General features: G+C 70.2%; 18 protein-coding genes. 15 read left to right on the top strand and 3 right to left on the bottom strand.

Translation table 11 applies throughout. From position 1 onward, the window contains the following. Positions 1-112 precede the first annotated feature (112 nt). From BR31_RS30365 to BR31_RS30370, 10 genes are all read left to right on the top strand, one after another. Positions 113-1,534, top strand: a complete 1,422-nt coding sequence (locus BR31_RS30365) for an MFS transporter (RefSeq protein ID WP_231496713.1) — start codon at positions 113-115, stop codon at positions 1,532-1,534. 58 nt (positions 1,535-1,592) lie between these two features. After that, the gene (locus BR31_RS0126810) at positions 1,593-2,759 is read left to right on the top strand and encodes an acyl-CoA dehydrogenase family protein (protein WP_027503639.1); all 1,167 of its coding nucleotides are present in this window, start codon (positions 1,593-1,595) and stop codon (positions 2,757-2,759) included. After that, positions 2,756-3,694 carry a bifunctional MaoC family dehydratase N-terminal/OB-fold nucleic acid binding domain-containing protein gene (locus tag BR31_RS0126815; protein WP_027503640.1) on the top strand — a complete coding sequence of 313 codons (939 nt, stop codon included), beginning with the start codon at positions 2,756-2,758 and terminating at the stop codon, positions 3,692-3,694. Before BR31_RS0126810 ends, BR31_RS0126815 begins: the two co-directional genes overlap by 4 nt. Beyond that, positions 3,694-4,806, top strand: coding sequence for an acyl-CoA dehydrogenase family protein (locus BR31_RS0126820; protein WP_027503641.1), 1,113 nt, complete (start codon positions 3,694-3,696; stop codon positions 4,804-4,806). The genes BR31_RS0126815 and BR31_RS0126820 overlap by 1 nt, the downstream gene beginning before the upstream one ends. Further along, positions 4,803-5,249: a MaoC family dehydratase gene (locus tag BR31_RS0126825; RefSeq protein ID WP_027503642.1), complete on the top strand. Its 447-nt coding sequence runs from the start codon at positions 4,803-4,805 to the stop codon at positions 5,247-5,249. Before BR31_RS0126820 ends, BR31_RS0126825 begins: the two co-directional genes overlap by 4 nt. Further along, the gene (locus tag BR31_RS0126830; protein ID WP_027503643.1) at positions 5,249-6,427 is read left to right on the top strand and encodes a lipid-transfer protein; all 1,179 of its coding nucleotides are present in this window, start codon (positions 5,249-5,251) and stop codon (positions 6,425-6,427) included. The genes BR31_RS0126825 and BR31_RS0126830 overlap by 1 nt, the downstream gene beginning before the upstream one ends. Before the next feature lie 26 nt (positions 6,428-6,453). Then, positions 6,454-7,266 carry a MaoC/PaaZ C-terminal domain-containing protein gene (locus BR31_RS0126835; protein ID WP_027503644.1) on the top strand — a complete coding sequence of 271 codons (813 nt, stop codon included), beginning with the start codon at positions 6,454-6,456 and terminating at the stop codon, positions 7,264-7,266. A 5-nt stretch (positions 7,267-7,271) separates the two neighbouring features. Continuing rightward, a complete protein-coding gene (locus tag BR31_RS0126840; RefSeq protein WP_027503645.1) occupies positions 7,272-8,054 on the top strand; it encodes an SDR family oxidoreductase in 783 nt (260 codons plus the stop codon). A gap of 35 nt (positions 8,055-8,089) precedes the next feature. Next, positions 8,090-8,851: an SDR family NAD(P)-dependent oxidoreductase gene (locus BR31_RS0126845; protein WP_027503646.1), complete on the top strand. Its 762-nt coding sequence runs from the start codon at positions 8,090-8,092 to the stop codon at positions 8,849-8,851. Between the two features lie 111 nt (positions 8,852-8,962). Continuing rightward, complete coding sequence (locus tag BR31_RS30370) at positions 8,963-9,673, top strand: phosphatase PAP2 family protein (RefSeq protein WP_051637772.1); 711 nt, start codon at positions 8,963-8,965, stop codon at positions 9,671-9,673. On the opposite strand, the gene BR31_RS0126855 is transcribed toward BR31_RS30370, so the two are convergent. Together BR31_RS0126855 and BR31_RS0126860 are read right to left on the bottom strand one after the other, a co-directional pair. Beyond that, on the bottom strand, positions 9,670-11,385 hold the full coding sequence (locus BR31_RS0126855; RefSeq protein ID WP_027503647.1) for an FAD-dependent oxidoreductase: 1,716 nt from the start codon (positions 11,383-11,385) through the stop codon (positions 9,670-9,672). The two genes, BR31_RS30370 and BR31_RS0126855, sit on opposite strands and share 4 nt — an antisense overlap. Before the next feature lie 72 nt (positions 11,386-11,457). Then, positions 11,458-12,369: an AurF N-oxygenase family protein gene (locus BR31_RS0126860; RefSeq protein WP_027503648.1), complete on the bottom strand. Its 912-nt coding sequence runs from the start codon at positions 12,367-12,369 to the stop codon at positions 11,458-11,460. 179 nt (positions 12,370-12,548) lie between these two features. Between BR31_RS0126860 and BR31_RS0126865 the strand changes: the two genes are divergently transcribed. Continuing rightward, positions 12,549-13,814, top strand: a complete 1,266-nt coding sequence (locus BR31_RS0126865) for an Nramp family divalent metal transporter (protein WP_027503649.1) — start codon at positions 12,549-12,551, stop codon at positions 13,812-13,814. Positions 13,815-13,872: 58 nt separating this feature from the next. On the opposite strand, the gene BR31_RS0126870 is transcribed toward BR31_RS0126865, so the two are convergent. Continuing rightward, on the bottom strand, positions 13,873-15,447 hold the full coding sequence (locus BR31_RS0126870) for an MFS transporter (protein ID WP_027503650.1): 1,575 nt from the start codon (positions 15,445-15,447) through the stop codon (positions 13,873-13,875). A gap of 83 nt (positions 15,448-15,530) precedes the next feature. Here BR31_RS0126870 and BR31_RS0126875 point away from each other — a divergent pair, with 83 nt between their 5' ends. The 4 genes from BR31_RS0126875 (at position 15,531) to BR31_RS0126890 (ending at position 19,022) form a co-directional block, all read left to right on the top strand. Then, entirely contained in the window at positions 15,531-16,193 is a 663-nt protein-coding gene (locus BR31_RS0126875) for a TetR/AcrR family transcriptional regulator (protein ID WP_027503651.1), read from the top strand. Positions 16,194-16,338: 145 nt separating this feature from the next. Further along, complete coding sequence (locus BR31_RS0126880) at positions 16,339-16,992, top strand: chymotrypsin family serine protease (protein WP_027503652.1); 654 nt, start codon at positions 16,339-16,341, stop codon at positions 16,990-16,992. A gap of 6 nt (positions 16,993-16,998) precedes the next feature. Further along, positions 16,999-17,805 carry a hypothetical protein gene (locus tag BR31_RS0126885; protein WP_027503653.1) on the top strand — a complete coding sequence of 269 codons (807 nt, stop codon included), beginning with the start codon at positions 16,999-17,001 and terminating at the stop codon, positions 17,803-17,805. A 44-nt stretch (positions 17,806-17,849) separates the two neighbouring features. Continuing rightward, entirely contained in the window at positions 17,850-19,022 is a 1,173-nt protein-coding gene (locus BR31_RS0126890; protein ID WP_027503654.1) for an acyl-CoA dehydrogenase family protein, read from the top strand. Positions 19,023-19,049: the final 27 nt, after the last annotated feature.

Genomic DNA, 19,049 nt, shown 5'->3' on the forward strand with positions numbered 1-19,049 from the left:
TGGTCCGGGATCCGGCTGCGGGGGCGCATGATCGGGGTCGAGAACTCTGTCTGGAGGAATGTTGGCCACACAACCGATTGTCGGGAGGTCGACGTCCGCCCGACTCGTGGTCATGGCCCTGGCCTCCTGCGGCATCGCGGTCTCGCTGATGCAGACGATCGTGATGCCGCTGCTGCCCGAGTTCCCGCGGCTGCTGAACACCTCCGCCTCGAACGCGGCTTGGCTGGTGACCGCGACCCTGATCGCGGGCGCGGTCTGTGCGCCGGTGCTCGGTCGGCTCGGTGACATGTTCGGCAAGCGCCGGATGCTGTTGATCGCGCTGGCCGTGATGGTGCTGGGCAGCGCGCTCGGTGCGGTGTCCGACGAGTTCGCGGTGGTGCTCGTCGCCAGGGCGCTGCAGGGCGCCGCGATGGGCGTCATCCCGCTCGGCATCAGCATCATGCGCGACGAGCTGCCTGCCGATCGGGTCGGCTCGGGCATCGCGCTGATGAGTTCGACCCTCGGCGCGGGCGGCGCCATCGGGCTGCCGCTGACCGGCGTGGTCGCGGAGCACCTGAGCTGGCATTGGCTCTTCGGCGGTGCCGCCGTGCTCGGCATCATCGAGATCGTCACCATCTGGCTGCTGGTGCCCGAGTCGCCGGTGCGGACCGGAGGGCGATTCGATCTGGTGGGGGCGGTCGGGTTGTCCGCGGCGCTGATCTGCCTGCTGCTCGCGGTGACCCAGGGCAACAACTGGGGCTGGTCCAGCGCGGTGATCCTCGGGCTGTTCGCGGGGTCGGCCGCCCTGTTCCTGCTCTGGGGCGTCTACGAGCTGCGGCTGGCCTCGGCCGGAGCCAAGCGGCCGCTGGTGGACCTGCGCGTCTCCGCCCGACGGCAGGTGCTGCTGACCAACATCGCCTCGATCCTGATCGGCTTCGCCATGTTCACCTCGTTCATGGTGAGCGCGCAGATCTTCCAGGCGCCGACCGCGACGGGGTACGGCTACGGGATGTCGCTGACACTCAGCGGGATCGCCCTGCTGCCCGGCGGCCTGATGATGATCGCGTTCTCGCCCGTGTCCGCGCACATCTCGCGGCGCAGGGGGCCGCGGACGACCTTCCTGCTGGGCGCCGGGATCCTGTTGGTCGCCAATCTCACCCGCGCACTGGTGCCGCACCAGCTGGGGGTGATCGTCGCGTGCATCGCCGTGACCGCGATCGGCGCCGCCTTCGCCTACGGGGCGGTCCCGGCGATGATCATGCGCGCCGTGCCGGTGTCCGAGACCGCGGCCGCGAACAGCCTCAACTCGCTGGCCCGATCCATCGGTACCTCCGCGTGCAGCGCGGTCGTCGCGGCGGTGACCACCGCGTCGATGATGCAGGTCGCGGGCGTGCAGTTCCCGACGGCCCGCGCCTACGCGCTGGTCTTCGGGATCGGATCGGCCGCTGCGCTGGTCGCGCTGCTCGTCGGGGTGTTCATCCCAGGTGACGAAGACGGCCCGCAGGATTTACCGCTGAGTGAGACTGAACCGGACCGGATCCGCGCCGCTCCGTAGCGTCCCATTCGCGGAGCGCACGTGATCCGCGCACGCCGCGAGATTGGGGAGAGCATCGATGGATCTGATGGAGTCTGCCGCGCAGACCGAGCTGCGCCGCGAGCTGCGCGCGTATTTCGCCACGCTGCTGCCGGAGCAGAAGCGCCGCACGGCCGGTGAGCAGGGTGTCGGCGGCGAAAACTTCCGCGAGATCGTCCGGCTGCTCGGCCGCGACGGCTGGCTCGGCATCGGGTGGCCGGTCGAGTACGGCGGGCAGGGCCGCTCCATCGAGGAGCAGTTCGTGTTCTTCGACGAGGTGCAGCGCGCCGGGCTGCCCTTCCCGTTCGTCACGGTGAACACCGTCGGACCGACGCTGATGAAGTACGGCACGCCGGAGCAGAAGGACCGGTTCCTGCCGGGGATCCTCGCAGGCGACATCGTCTTCGCGATCGGCTACACCGAGCCCGAGGCAGGCACCGACCTCGCCTCGCTCAAGACCCGCGCCGTCCTCGACGGCGAGGAGTGGGTGGTCGACGGCAACAAGATCTTCACCTCGGGCGCCAACACCGCCGATTTCGTGTGGCTCGCGTGCCGCACGGATCCGGAGGCGCCCAAGCACAAGGGCATCTCGATCCTGGTCGTCCCCACCGACGACCCCGGCTTCTCGTGGTCGCCGATCAACACCGTCGGCGGACTCATGGTCACCTCGACCTATTACAGCGGCATCCGCATTCCGCAGAAGGACGTCATCGGCGAGGTCAACGGCGGATGGCAGCTGATCGCCGCGCAGCTCAACCACGAGCGCATCGGTCTCGCCGCGATCGGTGGCCGCACCTATGGTCTGTGGCACCAGGTGCTGGACTGGGCCAAGGAGAACGGCGCCATCGAGATCCCGTGGGTGCAGCAGGAGTTCGCCCGCACGCACGCCAAGCTCGAGGCGATGCGGCTGCTGAACTGGAAGATGACGGCGGCCGTCGCGGCAGACACCCTGTCCGGTGCGGATGCCGGGGCCACCAAGGCGTACGGCACCGAGACCCACATCGACGTGTACCGCACGTTGCTCGGCATCCTCGGTGCCGCCGGCCGCATCCGGCCCGACTCGCCGGGTGCGTTGCTGGCCGGTCAGATCGAGCAGATCTCCCGCCAGGGCATGGTCAACACCTTCGGCGGTGGCGTCAACGAGGTGCTGCGCGACATGGTCGGCACCATGGGCCTCGGCCTCGTGCGTGAGAAGAGGGTCAAGTGAGCGAATTCCTCACCGAGCTGAGGGCATTCGAGGGTCGGGTCCTGACGCCGACGACGTGGGGTCCGGACGAGGTCAACACCCCGATGATCCGGCACTGGGTCCAGACGATGGGCGACTCCAGCCCCATCTACCTCGACGACGAGGCCGCCCGCGCCACCGGTCGCGACGGTGCTGTCGCCCCCGCGCTGATGGCGCAGGTGTGGACCATGCGCACCTTCACCGACAAGATGGCGAACAACGATCCGTCCCAGGTGTGGACCGACCTGATCGCCACGCTCGACGACGCCGGCTTCACCTCCGTCGTCGCGACCGACTCGGACTTCGAGTTCTTCGTGGAACTGCACCCCGGCGACCGGGTTTCGCTCACCGAGGTGATCGAGTCGATCTCCGAGGAGAAGACGACGGGCCTCGGCGTCGGCCACTTCGTCACGACGCTCAAGACGTATCGCAACGGTGACAATGAGGTCGTCGCGACGCAGCGGTGGCGCACCCTGCGGTTCAAGCCGAAGGCTGCCGAGAAGCCCAAGGGCCTGCGCCCGCGGCCGGCGCTCAACGCCGACAACGCCTTCTGGTTCGAGGCCGCCAAGGAGCACCGCCTGGTGATCCAGCGCTGCACCGCCTGCGGCACGCTGAGGCACCCCACCGGGCCGATGTGCGGACAGTGCCGTTCGCTCGACTGGGACACCGTCGACGCCTCGGGCCGCGGAACCGTCTACAGCTTTGTCGTCAACCACCACCCGCAGATCCCCGGTTTCGAGTACCCGCTCGTCGTGGCGACGATCGAACTCGAGGAGGGCACGCGACTGGTCGCGAACATGACCGGCGTCGCGCCGGAGGACGTCGAGATCGACATGCCGGTGGAACTGGACTGGATCGACGCCGACCCGGATCTGACGCTGCCCGCGTTCCGTCCGGCCGCACGGGAGGAGCACTGATGGACTTCAACTTCAGCGAAGAGCAAGAGGCGATTCGCAACCTCGCCGACGAGGTCTTCACCAGCAAGGCCGACATCGATCGGGTCAGGCAGGTCGAACTGAGCGACGAGCGCATCGACCGCGAGCTGTGGCGCGAACTCGCGACCACGGGCCTGCTCGGCATCGCCCTGCCCGAGGACCTCGGCGGCGGCGGCATGGGCCTGTCCGAGCTGTACGTACTGCTCGAGCAACAGGGGCGGCACGTCGCGCCCGTGCCGATCTGGCAGTCGGCCCTCGCGGCCCTCGCGGTCGCCGAGTTCGGCACCGACGAGCAGCGGACCGCGCTGGTCCCCGGTGTCGCCGGGGGCACCACCTTCCTGACGATCGGTCTCGAGGAGTTCGGGCCATACGTCGCGGGCGACCCCCGGACCACGGCCACCGAGGCCGGCGGCCGGTGGACCCTGACCGGCGCCAAGGCCGTCGTCCCGATCACGCACGTCGCGGACCGCGCGATCGTCTCGGCCACCACGCCGTCCGGTGCCGCGCTGTTCGTCGTCGACCTGACGGCCGCCGGTGTCACGGTGGAGCAGACGCAGTCCACCACCTGGGAGATCTGCGGCAACGTCACGCTCGAGTCGGCTCCCGCGGAGCTGCTCGGCCCCGCCGACGGCAGCACCGCCCAGTGGTTGCAGGGCCGCGTCGAGCTCGCGCTCGCCGCGATCCAGCTCGGTGTCGGCTCCGGTGCCGTGCAGCAGGCCGTCACGTACCTCAACGGCCGCATGCAGTTCGGGCGTCCGCTCGCGACGTTCCAGGCCGTCAATCATCAGCTGGCCGACTGCTACATCGACCTCGAGGCCATGCGGGTGACACTGTGGCAGGCGGCGTGGCGGATCGCGGAGGGCCAGGAGCTCGGCACGTCGGTGCTCGTCGCCAAGTGGTGGGCCACCGACGGCGGCCAGCGCGTGGTGCACCGCACCACCCACGTCCACGGCGGCATGGGCGTCGACACCGACTATCCGGTGCACCGGCACCTGCTGTGGGGCAAGCAGATCGGCGCCACCCTCGGCGGGTCCGCGTCCGATCTCGCCCGCCTCGGTGCGCAGCTCGCGGCGGGCGTCGAGGTGGTCGCATGACCGCCACCGCGCCCGCGCTGACCGGGCGCAGCTACGACGACATCGCGGTCGGGGAGGTGCTGCCCGAGCTGGCGATCCCGCTCACCCGCACGCTCATCGTGGCCACCGCGATCGCGACGCGCGACTTCCAGGACGTGCACCACGATCCCGAGCTGGCGCGCGAGCGCGGCTCGAAGGACGTGTTCATGAACATCCTCACCAGCAATGGTCTTGCGGGGCGGTTCGTCACCGACTGGGCGGGGCCGTTCGTGACGGTGCGCCGGGTGAAGATCCGCCTCGGTGCCCCCAACTACCCGGGCGACACGATGACCATGACCGGCGAGGTGGTCTCGGCCGAGAACGGCATCGTCGAGGTGAAGGTGCAGGGCGCCAACAGCCTCGGCACCCACCTGTCCGGCACCGTCACCGTCGCGTACCCCGCCGCCGAAGGGAGGGACGCCTGATGGCCGTCAGCCCACTCTCGGGTGCCGCCGCGATCGTCGGCATCGGTGCCACCGAGTTCTCGAAGGAGTCCGGCCGCTCCGAGCTGCAGCTCGCGTGCGAGGCCGTCACCGCGGCGCTCGCCGACGCGGGGATCGACCCGTCCGAGGTCGACGGTCTCGCCACCTACACGATGGAGACCAACGGCGAGATCCTCGTCGCCCGCAACTGCGGCCTCGGCGAGCTCAAGTTCTTCTCCCGGATCGGATACGGCGGCGGCGCGGCGTGCGCCACGGTGCAGCAGGCGGCGATGGCCGTCGCGACCGGTGTCGCCGACGTGGTGGTCTGCTACCGCGCGTTCAACGAGCGTTCCGGGGTTCGCTTCGGTCTCGGTCAGCACGATCGGCCCATGGACAGCACCGCCGACCGGGCCGCGTACGCATGGCTGACCCCGCAGGGTTTGGCGACTCCCGCCCAGTGGGTCGCGATGTTCGCCCGGCGGTATATGCACCAGTACGGTGCGACGAGTGAGGATTTCGGTCGGGTCGCTGTCGTGGCGCGCAAGCATGCCGCGAACAATCCCGCCGCATGGTTCTACGGCAAGCCCATCACGCTCGAGGACCACCAGAACTCCCGGTGGATCGCCGAGCCGTTGCACCTGCTCGACTGCTGTCAGGAGACCGACGGCGGCCAGGCCCTCGTCATCGTCTCGGCCGAGCGTGCCAGGGACCTGCGCCACAAGCCCGCGATCGTCAAGGGCGCCGCGCAAGGTTCGGGCAAGGACCAGCACATGATGACCAGCTACTACCGCCCCGACATCGCCGGCATCCCGGAGATGGGTCTGGTCGGTCGTCAGCTCTACGGTCAGAGCGGTCTGACGCCGGACGACATCAATGCCGCGATCCTCTACGACCACTTCACTCCTCTGGTGCTCCCGCAGCTCGAGGAACTCGGCTTCTGCCGCACCGGCGAGGCCAAGGACTTCATCCGCGAGGGCAATCTGGAGATCGGTGGACGGCTGCCGAGCAACACGCACGGCGGCCAGGTGGGTGAGGCGTACCTGCACGGCGTCAACGGCATTGCCGAGGCGGTCCGGTTGTTGCGGGGCACGTCCACCAACCAGCCCGAGGGTGTCGAGAACGTGATCGTCACGGCGGGAACCGCGGTTCCCACGAGCGGTCTGATCCTCGGCGCCGCCTGACCTGAAACATCTGGAAGGACCGAAGAATGACGGCAGTGGAGCAGAAGCCGGCCGGCGCCTGGCGCGGCGTGGACCTCGGCACCCGCACGGTGACCTACACCGAACGCGACGCGATCGTGTACGCGCTCGCGGTCGGGGCCGAGGCCACCGAGCTGGACCTGGTGTTCGAGGACCGGCTGCGCGTGCTGCCGACCTTCGCGCTGACCCTGGCCCAGTGGGCCCCCGACGAGCTGGGCTCGCGGGGCGCCTTCGACACCAAGACCGCGCTGCACGGGTCGCAGGAACTGACGGTGCTCAAGCCCCTGCCGCGCAGCGGCGAGCTGACCCTGACCGCCTCCGTCGGCGAGGTCTGGGACAAGGGCGCCGCGGCCGTGTTCGAGGTCAAGGTCGAGTGCGAGTACTTCGTGGCGACCTGGTCGCTGTTCGCGCCGGGTGCGGGCGGATTCGGCGGTGAGCGGGGTCCGTCCAAGCCCCCCGCGCCGGAGGGTGAGCCGAACCTGTCGGCGGAGCTGGCGACCTTCGAGACCCAGGCCGCGCTCTACCGGTTGACCGGCGATCTCCACCACATCCACATCGACCCGGCCGCCGCCGAGCGCATCGGCCAGCCGCGGCCGATCCTGCAGGGCCTGTGCACCCTCGCCGCGAGCACGCTGCCGCTGGCACGCGCGCTCGGCGCGCACCCCGCCGACCTGGTGGAGTTGTCGGGACGGTTCTCCGCGCCGGTGTTCCCCGGCCAGATCCTGCCCGTGCGCGGCTGGCGCGACGGCGACGCGGTCGAGTTCGAGGTCGGCGCGGACACCGTGGCCATCGCGGGCGCGCGCGCCCGGTTCGCGGGCTGACCGCGATGGCCGTCGCCAACCCCGCCGACTTCACAGGCAAGTCGGTCCTGATCACCGGGGGCACGAAGGGGATCGGTCGCGTCACCGCGGAGACGTTCCTCGCGGCGGGCGCGCAAGTCACCGTTTGCGCGCGAAGCGAACCCGAGACGGTGCCCGAGGCCGACGGTCGCCGGGCGGCGTTCCTGCCGGTGGACGTCCGTGACGCCGACGCGGTGCGCGCCATGGTCGAGAGCGCACATGCCGCGATGGGCGGGCTCGACGTGCTGATCAACAACGCGGGCGGCTCGCCCGATGCCGACGCGGCCGAGGTCTCGCCCCGATTTGTCGAGAAGATCGTCGCGTTGAACCTGTTGGCGCCCTTCTATGTTGCGCAGGCCGCGAACCGGCTGATGCAGGCGCAGGAGGAGGGTGGGTCGATCGTCAACATCGGCTCGGTCTCCGCACACGATCCGCAGCCCGGCACCGCCGCGTACTCGGCGGCCAAGGGTGGGCTGCTGGTGTTGACGAGGGCGCTGGCGCTCGAGTGGGCACCGAAGGTCCGGGTCAACCACATCACCACCGGGCTGATCCGCACCGAGGCCGCCGCGTCGGTGTACGGAGCGGACGGGGGAGCGGCGGTCACCCGCACGCTGCCGATCGGCCGGATGGCGGTGCCTGCGGACATCGCGGGCGCCTGCCTGTTCCTCGGTGGGTCACTGTCCTCGTACGTGAACGGGGCCGATATCGCCGTTCACGGCGGCGGCGAGTACCCGGCGCGCTACATTGCCACCCATCCCGAGCTCGGCTGAGCCACAAGCACTCTCACAGATCGGAGCACTGGCACATGGGGACTCTCGAGGGAAAGGTCGCGCTGATCACCGGCGCGGGTCAGGGAATCGGTCAGGGCATCGCGTTCGCCCTCGCCAAGGAGGGCGTCGCGATCGCGGTGGCCGGCCGGACCGAATCCAAGCTCGACACCACGGTCGCGGCCATCCGCGAGCTCGGTGGAACCGCGATCCCGGTGCGCTGTGACGTCTCCGACGGCGACGACATCACGGCGGCGGTGGACAAGACCGTCACCGAACTGGGCGGCATCGACATCCTGGTGAACAACGCCAACGACAGCAGGCCCGGCCCGCTACTCAAGGTCAAGGACGACGACTTCCAGCGCGCCTTCGCCTCCGGACCCCTCGCGACGCTCCGGTTGATGCAGGCCTGCCACCCGCACATGAAGGCGCGCGGCGGTGGCTCCGTCATCAACCTGGTGACCTCGGCGGCAGTCCGCTGGGACGCCAGCAACTACGGCGTGTACGGCGCCATCAAGGAGGGCATGCGGGTGCTCACCCGGGCCGCCGCAGGCGAGTGGGGCGCCGACGGGATCCGCGTGAACAACGTCGCCCCGCACGCGCTCACGCCCGCGCTGGAGTGGTGGATGGACAAGAACCCGGAGGAAGCCGCCGAGTTCGTCGCCGGCATCCCGCTCGGCCGCGTCGGCGAGCCGGAGGCGGACATCGGCAGGGCGGTGGTGTTCCTGGTCGGCGAGGACGCCCGCTACCTCACCGGCGCCACCATCCCGCTCGACGGCGGCCAATCCCGCTGGGGATAGTCGCCTCCGGCGCCCGTGAGTCCTTCTGGTCCCCCTCGGGGCCGGAAGGACTCACGGGGCGAAGTCGTCACTCTCAGTTTCCTGCCAGTTTCCCTGGGTAAATTCCCGCGGATGCGTGAACGCCTCCCCTCCCCGCCGCGGCACTGGCCGCTCGCCGTTGCCGCCCTGCTCCTCGCCGCCGGGATCCTTGCGGTGTTCGGCCCGTCCGAGGTCGCCACCAATCCGGTCTTCGGCGCCTCGACGTCGCTGTACCGGCAGGTGGACGCCGTCACCAGCACGTGGCCGAGCGAGATGGGCACCCTCACCGAGCTGGCGGCGGAGGTCCTGCTGCTCGCGCTCGCGGCGATGCTCGCGGCGGCGCTGTGGTGGGGCCGCGGCGACACGCACTCCCTTGCGGTCGGGCTCGCGGGCGGGGCGGGCGCCGCCGCCTCGGCACTGGCGACGCTGGCGGTCAAATCGGTGGTGACCGAGGAACGGCCGTGCACCGCCGTCCCCGGTGTACACGCCCTCGCGGAGTGTCCGCCGCTCGGCGACTGGTCCTTCCCCAGCAACCACTCCGGCATCGCCGCCGCGCTGGCGACCGCGGTGGTGCTCGCCAGCTATGCGGCGCGCCGGGTGTGGCTCTGCGTGCTCGCCGCGGCGACCGCGGTCGTGGTCGCGATGCTGCGCGTGGTCAGTGGCGTGCACTACCCGCACGACGTGGCGGCGGGCCTGGTGTTCGGGGCGTCGATCGCGGCGGCGGTCGCGATCGTGCTGACCCCGGTGACCGCGCAGCTGGTGCGGCGGGTCGGGCTCGGCGGCCGGGAGCCCGTGCGCGGCTAGCGAGTCCGTGGACTCGGCAACCACGCACGGGCGCGTCGCGCCTTTGCTACGCCGAGCATCTCGTCGACGTCGGTGATCTTGACGCGCGGGCGCCCTGAGGCGGCGCCCCTGGCGCGCTCGGCTGCATCGATCGCCTGCCAGCCGCGGTAGTCGATCCGGGCGGGCTGGCGCTGCGCGACCAGCTTGGTCAGGTCCTTGCGGCTGCCGACCGGTCGGCTCAGGCTGCCGGACTGGAAGTCCTCGAGCAGCCCCCGGACGGTTTCCTTGGCGCAGGCCTTGTTGGTCCCGATCACGCCCGACGGTCCACGCTTGATCCAGCCGGTGACGTAGACGCCGTCGACGGGCGCGCCCGCGGCGGACTCGAGCACCCGGCCGGCGTCGTTCGGGATGGTGCCGCGACGCTCGTCGAACGGGACGCCCGCGAGCGGCCGCCCGCGGTAGCCGATCGAGCGCAGCACCAGGGATGCCTCCAGCGTCTCGGAGTCCGCGGTCGGCCGGGCGCTCGGCGCGCCGTCGGCGCCTGCGACCAGCTCGTTGCGCGCCACGGTGACGGCCTCGACGCGGTCGGTGCCGAGCAGGGCCGTCGGCGAGGCCAGGTAGCGGAAGACGATCCGTTTGTGGCCGGGAGTGCTCGTGCGTTCGGCGAATTCGCGGGCGAGCTGCACCTTGAACTCGGTGGACGGCTCGTACTCGCCGCTCTCGAGCAGACGGGCGCTGAGCTCGTCGAGCTCGAGCTCGGCCGGGTCGATCACGACGTCGACATTCTCGAGCTCACCGAGGGCGAGGAATTCGGGGGTGGAATACGCGGCCTGGGCGGGCCCGCGGCGCCCGAGCAGCACCACCTCGCGGATGTTGCTGTGTCGCAGGGCCTCCAGCGCGTGATCGGCGATATCGGTCTCGGCGAGCTCGGCGACGTCCATGGTGAGCACGCGGGCCACGTCGATCGCGACGTTGCCGTTGCCGACGATCACCGCGCGCTCGCCCGACAGGTCGAAGTCACGATCGGCGTAGTCCGGGTGGCCGTTGTACCAGGCCACGAACTCGGTGGCGGCGTGGCTGCCGGGCAGGTCCTCGCCCGGGATGTCGAGTCTGCGGTCGCTGGAGGCGCCAACCGCGTAGATCACCGCGTGGTGGTTGGCCATCAGCTCGTCGTGGCTCAGGTGCTTGCCCACCTCGACGTTGAGGTGGAACTGGAAGCCGTCCTTGGCCGCCGTCCACTCGAACGCGTCGGTGATGACCTTGGTGCCGGGATGGTCGGGCGCGACCCCAGCGCGGATCAGCCCCCACGGGGTCGGCAGCTTCTCGAACACCTCGACCTCGACGTCCGAGTGCACGAGGAGCTGCTCGGCGGCATACGACGCGGCAGGCCCCGCGCCGACGATGGCGACGCGCAGGGTGCCGAGATCGAAGCGCTTGGCCTCGGTCGGTCGGAGGGGATTCCAGCCCTCCTGCAGCGGGTACTTCTCGTAGTAGTTCGCGTTGATCTCCGCGTATCGCGCGTCCGCCTCGGACAGCTGGTCCGAGGGGAAGATCGCGGCGACCGGGCAGGCGTCCACGCAGGCCCCGCAGTCGATGCACGTGTCCGGCTCGATGTACAGCATCTCGGTGGTCCGGAACTGCGCCTCGTCCGGCGTCGGGTGAATGCAGTTCACCGGACAGGTCGCAACGCAGGAGGCGTCGTTGCAGCACGCCTGGGTGATCACGTATGCCATGAGAGTCGTTCCTAGGTGCGGGAGCTGGGGCTGCGGGACGGATCGCCGGTCGCGCTCGGACCGACCGCGCGATCAGAGCAGGTTGACCCGCTTGTAGAGGCGCTTGGACGGACCGCCGACGAGGCCGGCGCTGTCGAGGAACTGCATGAGCTTGGTGCCCGACGTGCGGACCTTGTCCTTGTAGTGCGGGTTGGCCTTGGCCTCGGCGATGGCGCGCTCGGGCTCGAGGCCGGCGTTCGCGTAGACGTCCTTGCGGATCATCGACTTCATCACGAAGTAGACGACGACGGCGGTGTTGAGCCGCTCGATCTGCAGTCGGGTCCAGCTCGCGCCCTGCAGGCGGCGGCCGACCTCCTCGCGGGCGAAGCGGATGTGCCGGGCCTCCTCGAGGACGTGGATCTTGCTCACCGTGCGGGTGACGGGCTGCACGCGCTCGTCCTTCATGAAGTCGCGCTGCATCATGTCGAGGATCTCCTCGGCGGCCATCACGCTGGCGTACGCGTTGGCGCCCTTGAAGAAGCCGCCCCAGATCCGGCCGAGCCTGTGGATGACGGGGTGCGGGCCGTAGCTGGGCATGCCGAAGCGCTCGCCCGCCCGGGCGAACATCACCGAGTGGCGGCACTCGTCGGCGACCTCGGTGAGGGCGAACTGCACGTGGCGGGAGTGCTTGTCGCGGCCGTAGACGTCGCGCAGCAGCATCTGCATGAGCAGGATCTCGAACCACAGGCCGACGCTGGAGACGCTGGCCGCCTCGTGCTTGGTGAGCTCGACCTTCTGCTCGAGGGTCATCTCCTCCCACAGCGCGGTGCCGTAGAGGGTGCTCCATTCGGGGGTGAGGCCGTACTTGTCGTCCGGTACCGGGGCCTCCCAGTCGACCTCGATCATCGGGTCGTAGGACTTGCGGGCGGAGGACGCCAGCAACCGCTTCGCCGTTTCTTCGCGGTCGGAGATCGCGGGGCGCTGCAGCGGCATCGCGGTTGTCATGAGCAGTCCTCCATTTGTGTGACACCGAGTAACAGGTACTGCGCCTGTACATCTACCCCCATGGTGTGACAACTGTCACCGGACGGTCGTCCAGCGCATCGAGAGTTTGGCTTACCAAACTTCCTGATATGGTCTATCGAACTAGAGTGGTGGATGCACGAATCGACAGGGGGACGGCGTTGTCAGTGGAGGAGCTCGGCGCCGCGACGCCGGAGCGAGCGCCGAGGCGTACCGGCTCGGCCAAGGGCCGCCTCATCGCGCTGGCCGGGCCCGCATTCGTCGCCGCGATCGCGTACGTCGACCCGGGCAACGTCGCCTCGAACCTGACGGCGGGCGCCAAGTACGGCTATCTGCTGGTGTGGGTGCTGGTGCTGGCCAACGCGATGGCCGTGCTGGTGCAGTACCTCTCCGCGAAGCTGGGCCTGGTCACCGGGCGCTCACTCCCGGAGCTGCTCGGCGATCGACTCCGCCCCGCTCAGCGCAAGGCCTTCTGGGTCCAGGCCGAACTGGCCGCGGTCGCCACCGACCTCGCCGAGGTGATCGGCGGCGCGATCGCCCTCAACCTGCTGTTCGGGGTGCCGCTGCCGCTCGGCGGCCTCATCACCGGCGTCGTGTCGATGGCGATCCTCGCCACCCAGAGCCGCGGCCAGCGGACCTTCGAGTTCGTCGTGATGAGCATGCTCGCGATCATCACGCTCGGCTTCGTCAGCGGGCTGGCGTTCACCGACGTCTCGGGCGGCGAGGCGCTGGCAGGCCTGGTGCCGCGCTTCGAGGGCACCGAGACCGTGCTGCTGGCGGCGAGCATGCTCGGCGCCACCGTGATGCCGCACGCGATCTACCTGCACTCGGCGCTCGCGCGCGACCGGCACGGCCGCGACATCGAGCCGGGCAGGCTGCCCCGGTTGCTCAAGGCCACCAAGGTCGACGTCGTGGGCGCGCTGATCGTCGCAGGCTCGGTCAACATCGCGATGCTGTTGCTGGCCGCGTCCGCGCTGCGCGGGATCGAGGGCACTGACACCATCGCGGGCGCGCATGCGGCCATCTCCAGCGCCCTCGGCCCCGCGGTCGCGGTGATCTTCGCGATCGGCCTGCTCGCCTCGGGACTCGCGTCCACCTCGGTCGGCTGCGCCGCGGGGGCCGAGATCATGTCGGGCCTGCTGCACTTCCGGATCCCGATGCTGCTGCGCCGGATCCTGGTGCTGATCCCGGCGCTGGTCGTGCTCGCGATGGGCGCCGATCCGACGCTGTCACTGGTGATCAGTCAGGTGGTGCTGAGCTTCTGCATCCCGTTCGCGCTCGTGCCGTTGGTGCGGATGACCTCCGAGCGCGGGCTGATGGGCGAGCACCTCAACCGGCGCGGTACCACCGTCGCGGCGTGGGCGGCGACGGCCGTCATCGTCGCACTGAACCTCGCGCTGCTGGTGCTCACCGTCACCGGCGCCTGACGCCCACCCGCCAGGGAACGCGGCACCCACGGACCACGCTCACCCCCGGGGCCGCCGATCACTCGGGTTCGGCGGCCGCGACCAGCTCCGTCGGTGCCGCCTCGGCGTCGGTTCCGGCGGTCCGCCCGCGTCCCGGTGCCCAGACGCCGACGAGCACCGCCGACACCAGCATCACCGCGGCCAGGACATACGACGAGTGCGACATCCCGGCCATGAAGGCGTCGCGAGCGAAATCGGCGAGCTGCTCGCCTTGCGGGCCTGCACGTTTGGCGACCTCGAGCGCCGACGCGAGTGACGCCCCGACCGGATCCTTGGCGACCTCCGGCACCGCGGCGACCGCGGGCGCGATCTCGCGGCTGTAGGTGGCGGCGAGCAGGCTGCCCGCCACCGCGATACCGATCGCCGCGCCGACCTCGCGCGCGGTGTCGTTGACCGCGGAGGCGACGCCCTGCTTGTCATCCGGCGTGTTCTCCATGATCGAGGTGGTGGCGGGCGCCGAGCACAGACCGAGGCCGGCGCTGAACATCAGCAACGACACCACCGCCTGGCCGTACCCGCCGTCGATGTCCAGCCCACCGAGCAGGATCAGGCCCACCCCGGCCAGCGCGAGTCCGCACAGTGCCAGCGCGCGCTGGCCGACCCTCGGGATCAGCCACGGCGTGATCGCGGAGACCGCGACCATCGGAACGACCATGGGCGCCAGGGCGATTCCGGCCTGCAGCGGGCTGTAGCCGAGCACGAGCTGCATGTACTGGATGACCAGGAAGAACAATCCGAACGAGGCGAGGAACTGCAGGGTCAGTGAGGCCGCACCAGCGCCGAACCCGCGCACGCCGAACAGTCGGACGTCGAGCAGTGGATGCGCGCGTCGCATCTCGACGATCGCGAACGCGACAGCCGCGAGCAGTCCGCCGACCACCGCGAGCAGCACGACGGGATCGAGCCAGCCGCGGGCCGGACCCTCGAGCAGGCCGAGCACGACGAGTCCGACGGCCGTGACGGCGAGCACCGCGCCGAGCAGGTCGAACGGCGGCGAGTCCTCTTCTCGCGAGGAGGGCACCGTCCAGGCGATCGCGAACAGGGCGACCGCGGCCGCGGCGAACCCGACGAAGATCGACTGCCACTGCCATCTCTCGAGCAGCAGGCCGGACACCAACAGACCCGCGATGCCGCCGGACGCCGCGACGCCCGCCCAGATCGCGACGCCGCGGGACCGCTGCTCGGGCGGGAAGCTCGCGGTCAGCAGGGACAGGGTCGCGGGCATCACCAGTGCCGCGCCGATCCCCGCGATCGCCCGTGAGCCGATCAGCCACTGCGGGGAGTCGAGCCAGATCGGCAGCGCGGAGGCCGCCGCGAAGATCAGCAGCCCGACCAGCAGCACCCCGCGACGGCCGTACCGGTCGCCGAGTGCCCCGGCCGGCAGCAGCAGCGCGGCCAGCGTCAGGGTGTAGCCGTCGACGATCCAGGTCAGTTCGCTCTGGGTGGCGCCCGTGTCGAGCGCGAGGGCAGGCAGTGCCGAGTTCAGTCCGGCCGCCGCCGCGATGACCATCGCCACGGCCGAGCACACCACGGTGAGCGTCCATACTTCTCGTGCGGACATCTTGGTCCTGGTGGACTCGGTCGGACGGTTCATCAGCGCCTCCGGTGGAGAAAACAAGACTGTCAGTATCGTTTGAAGACCGACGGTTCCACAACCCCGCAGTCATTGGAGGTGGCATGGGTGACGAGCCCGCCGAGGCGGCCGAAACCGATTCCCGTGAGGACCCCCGCAAGGTCCGCTCGCGTGCGCGACTGCTCGATGCGGCCACCGCGCTGTTGGCCAAGGGCGGCACCGAGGCCGTCACCATCGACGCGGTGACCAGGGCGGCCAGGGTGGCCCGCGCGACGCTGTACCGGCATTTCGACAGCGGAACCGAACTGGTCGCGGCCGCGTTCGGTCGGCTGATCCCGCCTGCCGCAACGGTGCCGGAGGGCGGTGACCTGCGGGGGCAGCTCATCGCTCTGCTCACGGACCAGGCGCGGCTGATCGAGGCCGCACCGATGCAGCTGACCGCGCTGTGCTGGCTGGGGATGGGGCCCGGCCTCGACGAACGTGCCGCCAAGGAGGGGGCGGACGGTGCCGATCGCCCGGAGCTGCGGTCGTTGCGGAGCCAGATCGCCGAGCAGTACCGGACGCCGTTCGACCGGATCTTCGCGACCGCGGAGGCCAGGGCGCTGCTCGGGGACACCGACTACGAGCTGGCCCTGGCGCAGCTCCTCGGGCCGTTGGTGTTCACCAAACTCGCGACGCTCCGGCCGCTCGGTCCCGACGCCTGTGCGCGGATCGTCGACGACTTCCTCGCGGCCCGCGCATCGGCGGGACAATCCTCCCCCCTCTAAAGGCTGGGTGCCGACGCAGTCGCGGATCTATGATCGAAGGCACCCCACGGCTCGATCGTGAGGCCCAGCCGACAAAACCAGTCGATCATCAATGGTGAGATGGGGCCGAGACATGACGACGACAGACGTCCGGAGGGGACAGACGATGTTGAAAAGACTCGCAGTGCTATTCGCCATGGCGGCGGCCATGCTCGCCCTCGTCGGAGTCGGTCCAGCGGCGGCCGCCGGTCCAGCGGTGCTCGGAGGTGGATCCGGGATCATCGTCGGAGGTGAGGCCCTGTGCACGCTGACCACCATCGGGCACGACGGAGCGGGTCGACTGGTCGGTATCACGGCAGGACACTGCGGCGAGCCGGGCATGGCAATCGCGTCCTCGCACAACGAGGAAGCCGGCATCGTCGGCCACATGGTCAGCAAGAGCACCCAGTGGGACTACGCGGTGATCGAGTTCAACCCGGCCAAGGTGACCCCGGTCAACCGGGTCGGCGGCGTCACCATCACCGGCATCGGCGCGCCGGCCAACTTCCCGGACATCGTGTGCAAGGAGGGTCTGCGCACCGGCAACACCTGCGGCGTCACGTGGGGTGACCTGGTCCAGACCCACGAGACGTGGACCCAGATGTGCGTTATCGAGGGTGACTCCGGAAGCCCGGTTGTGCGGGGCACTACCCTGGTCGGCATGGTCAACGCCTACGTGGGATTCGCATGCATCGGACCGGAACTCGGCACCAATATCGATGTGATCATGGCCGACATCAACGCCCAGGGTGGCGTTGGCGCAGGCTATCGCCCGATCTAATCCGGAATGCCACCACGTAAGCGAAGCGGCGACGGCCTCACCGCACAGAATCTGATCGAGCTGACCGAGGCACTCGCCGCGGGGAAGCGCGCCACCGTCTATCTGATCGAACCCACACCGAGCCTGAACCTGGCCGCGGGCTGTTCCGCGCGCGTGCTCTCCGTGCAGGGCACCACGCTGATGCTGCGGCCGAAGGGCGTCAACGACGAGTTGCCGTTCGAGGCCGATGAGCTCCGGCTGACCCGGATCCCTGCGGCTGCGGCAAAGGCGAAGGGCGCCAAGGCTGCTCCCGCCAAGGCTGCACCGGCAAAGGTCATACCGGCGAAGGCTGCACCGGCGACAACGGCCCCCGTGAGGGCCGCAGCCCCGACGAAGACCGCGCAGCCCGCGGCACCCGCACCAACCCCGACCCGAGCGAAGGCGCCCGTGACCGCACCGAAGACCCCCGCATCGATGACGCTCGCGCCGAGGCCGGAATCAGCTCACCAGGACGGGCCGGCGGCCGCGCCCGCGAAACGTGCACGCCGGCCGAAGGATCCGACGAGCGTGAGCGTCACCCTGCACGCCGAGGCGGGCAACGAGTGGACGGTGACCGTGACCCACGGCGAGCGGCGCCCCGGCCGCGCGGCCCCCGTGTCGGCCGATGCGGTGGAGCGCGCGGTGCGCGAGCTCGGTGACCCCGCCGCCGAACAGGCGGTGGCATCGGTGCTCACCGCGGCCCGCGATGCCGCCGCCAAGCGGGTCGAGGAACTGAGCAGGCAGCTCGCCGAGGCGCAGAGCACGCTTGCTGCGCTCGGTGCCGACGGCGTCTGATCGAACCGGCGCCGATGGGCGCCTGACCGCAGCGGAGGTATCCGATGTCCGTGCCCCAGAGCGTCTCCCAGTTGTTCTCGCTCGACTCGCTGCTCGACGAGGAGGAGCTGGCGATCCGGGACACCGTCCGTAGGTTCGCCGCGGAGCGGATCCGGCCGCACGTCGCGGGATGGTTCGAGCAGTGCACGCTGCCCGCCCGCGAGCTCGCGGCGGAGCTGGGCGGGATGGGGCTGCTCGGCATGCACCTCGAGGGCTACGGCTGTGCAGGCACGAGCGCGACGGCCTACGGGCTGGCCTGCCTGGAGCTCGAGGCCGTCGACTCGGGCGTCAGGAGCCTGGTGTCCGTGCAGGGGTCGCTGGCGATGTTCGCCATCCACCGCTTCGGTTCGGAGGAGCAGAAGCAGCAGTGGTTGCCGCGGATGGCCGCGGGGGAGGCTCTCGGCTGCTTCGGGCTGACCGAACCCGACTTCGGCTCCAACCCCGCGGGGATGCGCACCTCCGCCAAGCGGGACCGCGGTGACTGGGTGCTCAGCGGCACCAAGATGTGGATCACGAACGGATCGGTCGCCGACGTCGCCGTGGTGTGGGCGCGCACCGACGACGGCATCCGCGGATTCCTGGTCCCCGCCGACAGCCCCGGCTTTTCGGCGCCCGAGATCAAACACAAGCTGTCCCTGCGGGCCTCGGTCACCGCGGAGCTCGTGCTCGAGGACGTGCGGCTCCCCGAATCGGCGATGCTGCCGGAGGCGCACGGGCTGTCGGGACCGCTCAGCTGCCTCGGCGAGGCCCGGTTCGGCATCGTCTTCGGTGCGCTCGGCGCCGCCCGCGACTGCCTGGAGACCGCGATCGACTACGCGGGCAGCCGCGAGGTCTTCGACAAGCCGCTGGCCGCGTTCCAGCTGACCCAGGCGAAGCTGGCCGACATGGCGCTCGAGCTCGGCAAGGGGCAGCTGCTGGCGCTGCACCTCGGGCGGCTCAAGGATCGCCACGAGTTGCGTGCGGAGCAGGTGAGCCTCGGCAAGCTCAACAGCGTCCGTGAGGCCATCGCCATCGCCCGCGAATGCCGGACCATCCTCGGTGCCAACGGCATCACCCTCGAGTACCCGGTGCTGCGGCACGCCAACAACCTGGAGTCGGTGCTCACCTACGAGGGCACCTCCGAGATGCACCAACTGGTGATCGGGCAGGCGCTGACGGGCGCGTCGGCGTTCCGGTAGCCGCGGCGGGCCTTGTGCTCGCCATCG

The organism is Rhodococcus sp. UNC363MFTsu5.1 (assembly GCF_000686785.1).
Taxonomy (GTDB): Bacteria; Actinomycetota; Actinomycetes; order Mycobacteriales; family Mycobacteriaceae; genus Rhodococcus_G; species Rhodococcus_G maanshanensis.

Excerpts from the sequence above, each read along its gene's own strand:
- BR31_RS30365 (WP_231496713.1), top strand. The coding sequence starts at position 113 with ATGGCCCTGGCCTCCTGCGGCATCGCGGTCTCGCTGATGCAGACGATC.
- BR31_RS0126860 (WP_027503648.1), bottom strand. The coding sequence starts at position 12,369 with ATGACAACCGCGATGCCGCTGCAGCGCCCCGCGATCTCCGACCGCGAA.
- BR31_RS0126820 (WP_027503641.1), top strand. The coding sequence starts at position 3,694 with ATGGACTTCAACTTCAGCGAAGAGCAAGAGGCGATTCGCAACCTCGCC.
- BR31_RS0126810 (WP_027503639.1), top strand. The coding sequence starts at position 1,593 with ATGGATCTGATGGAGTCTGCCGCGCAGACCGAGCTGCGCCGCGAGCTG.
- BR31_RS30370 (WP_051637772.1), top strand. The coding sequence starts at position 8,963 with ATGCGTGAACGCCTCCCCTCCCCGCCGCGGCACTGGCCGCTCGCCGTT.
- BR31_RS0126845 (WP_027503646.1), top strand. The coding sequence starts at position 8,090 with ATGGGGACTCTCGAGGGAAAGGTCGCGCTGATCACCGGCGCGGGTCAG.
- BR31_RS0126870 (WP_027503650.1), bottom strand. The coding sequence starts at position 15,447 with ATGAACCGTCCGACCGAGTCCACCAGGACCAAGATGTCCGCACGAGAA.
- BR31_RS0126855 (WP_027503647.1), bottom strand. The coding sequence starts at position 11,385 with ATGGCATACGTGATCACCCAGGCGTGCTGCAACGACGCCTCCTGCGTT.
- BR31_RS0126875 (WP_027503651.1), top strand. The coding sequence starts at position 15,531 with ATGGGTGACGAGCCCGCCGAGGCGGCCGAAACCGATTCCCGTGAGGAC.
- BR31_RS0126835 (WP_027503644.1), top strand. The coding sequence starts at position 6,454 with ATGACGGCAGTGGAGCAGAAGCCGGCCGGCGCCTGGCGCGGCGTGGAC.
- BR31_RS0126880 (WP_027503652.1), top strand. The coding sequence starts at position 16,339 with ATGTTGAAAAGACTCGCAGTGCTATTCGCCATGGCGGCGGCCATGCTC.
- BR31_RS0126885 (WP_027503653.1), top strand. The coding sequence starts at position 16,999 with ATGCCACCACGTAAGCGAAGCGGCGACGGCCTCACCGCACAGAATCTG.
- BR31_RS0126840 (WP_027503645.1), top strand. The coding sequence starts at position 7,272 with ATGGCCGTCGCCAACCCCGCCGACTTCACAGGCAAGTCGGTCCTGATC.
- BR31_RS0126830 (WP_027503643.1), top strand. The coding sequence starts at position 5,249 with ATGGCCGTCAGCCCACTCTCGGGTGCCGCCGCGATCGTCGGCATCGGT.
- BR31_RS0126890 (WP_027503654.1), top strand. The coding sequence starts at position 17,850 with ATGTCCGTGCCCCAGAGCGTCTCCCAGTTGTTCTCGCTCGACTCGCTG.
- BR31_RS0126825 (WP_027503642.1), top strand. The coding sequence starts at position 4,803 with ATGACCGCCACCGCGCCCGCGCTGACCGGGCGCAGCTACGACGACATC.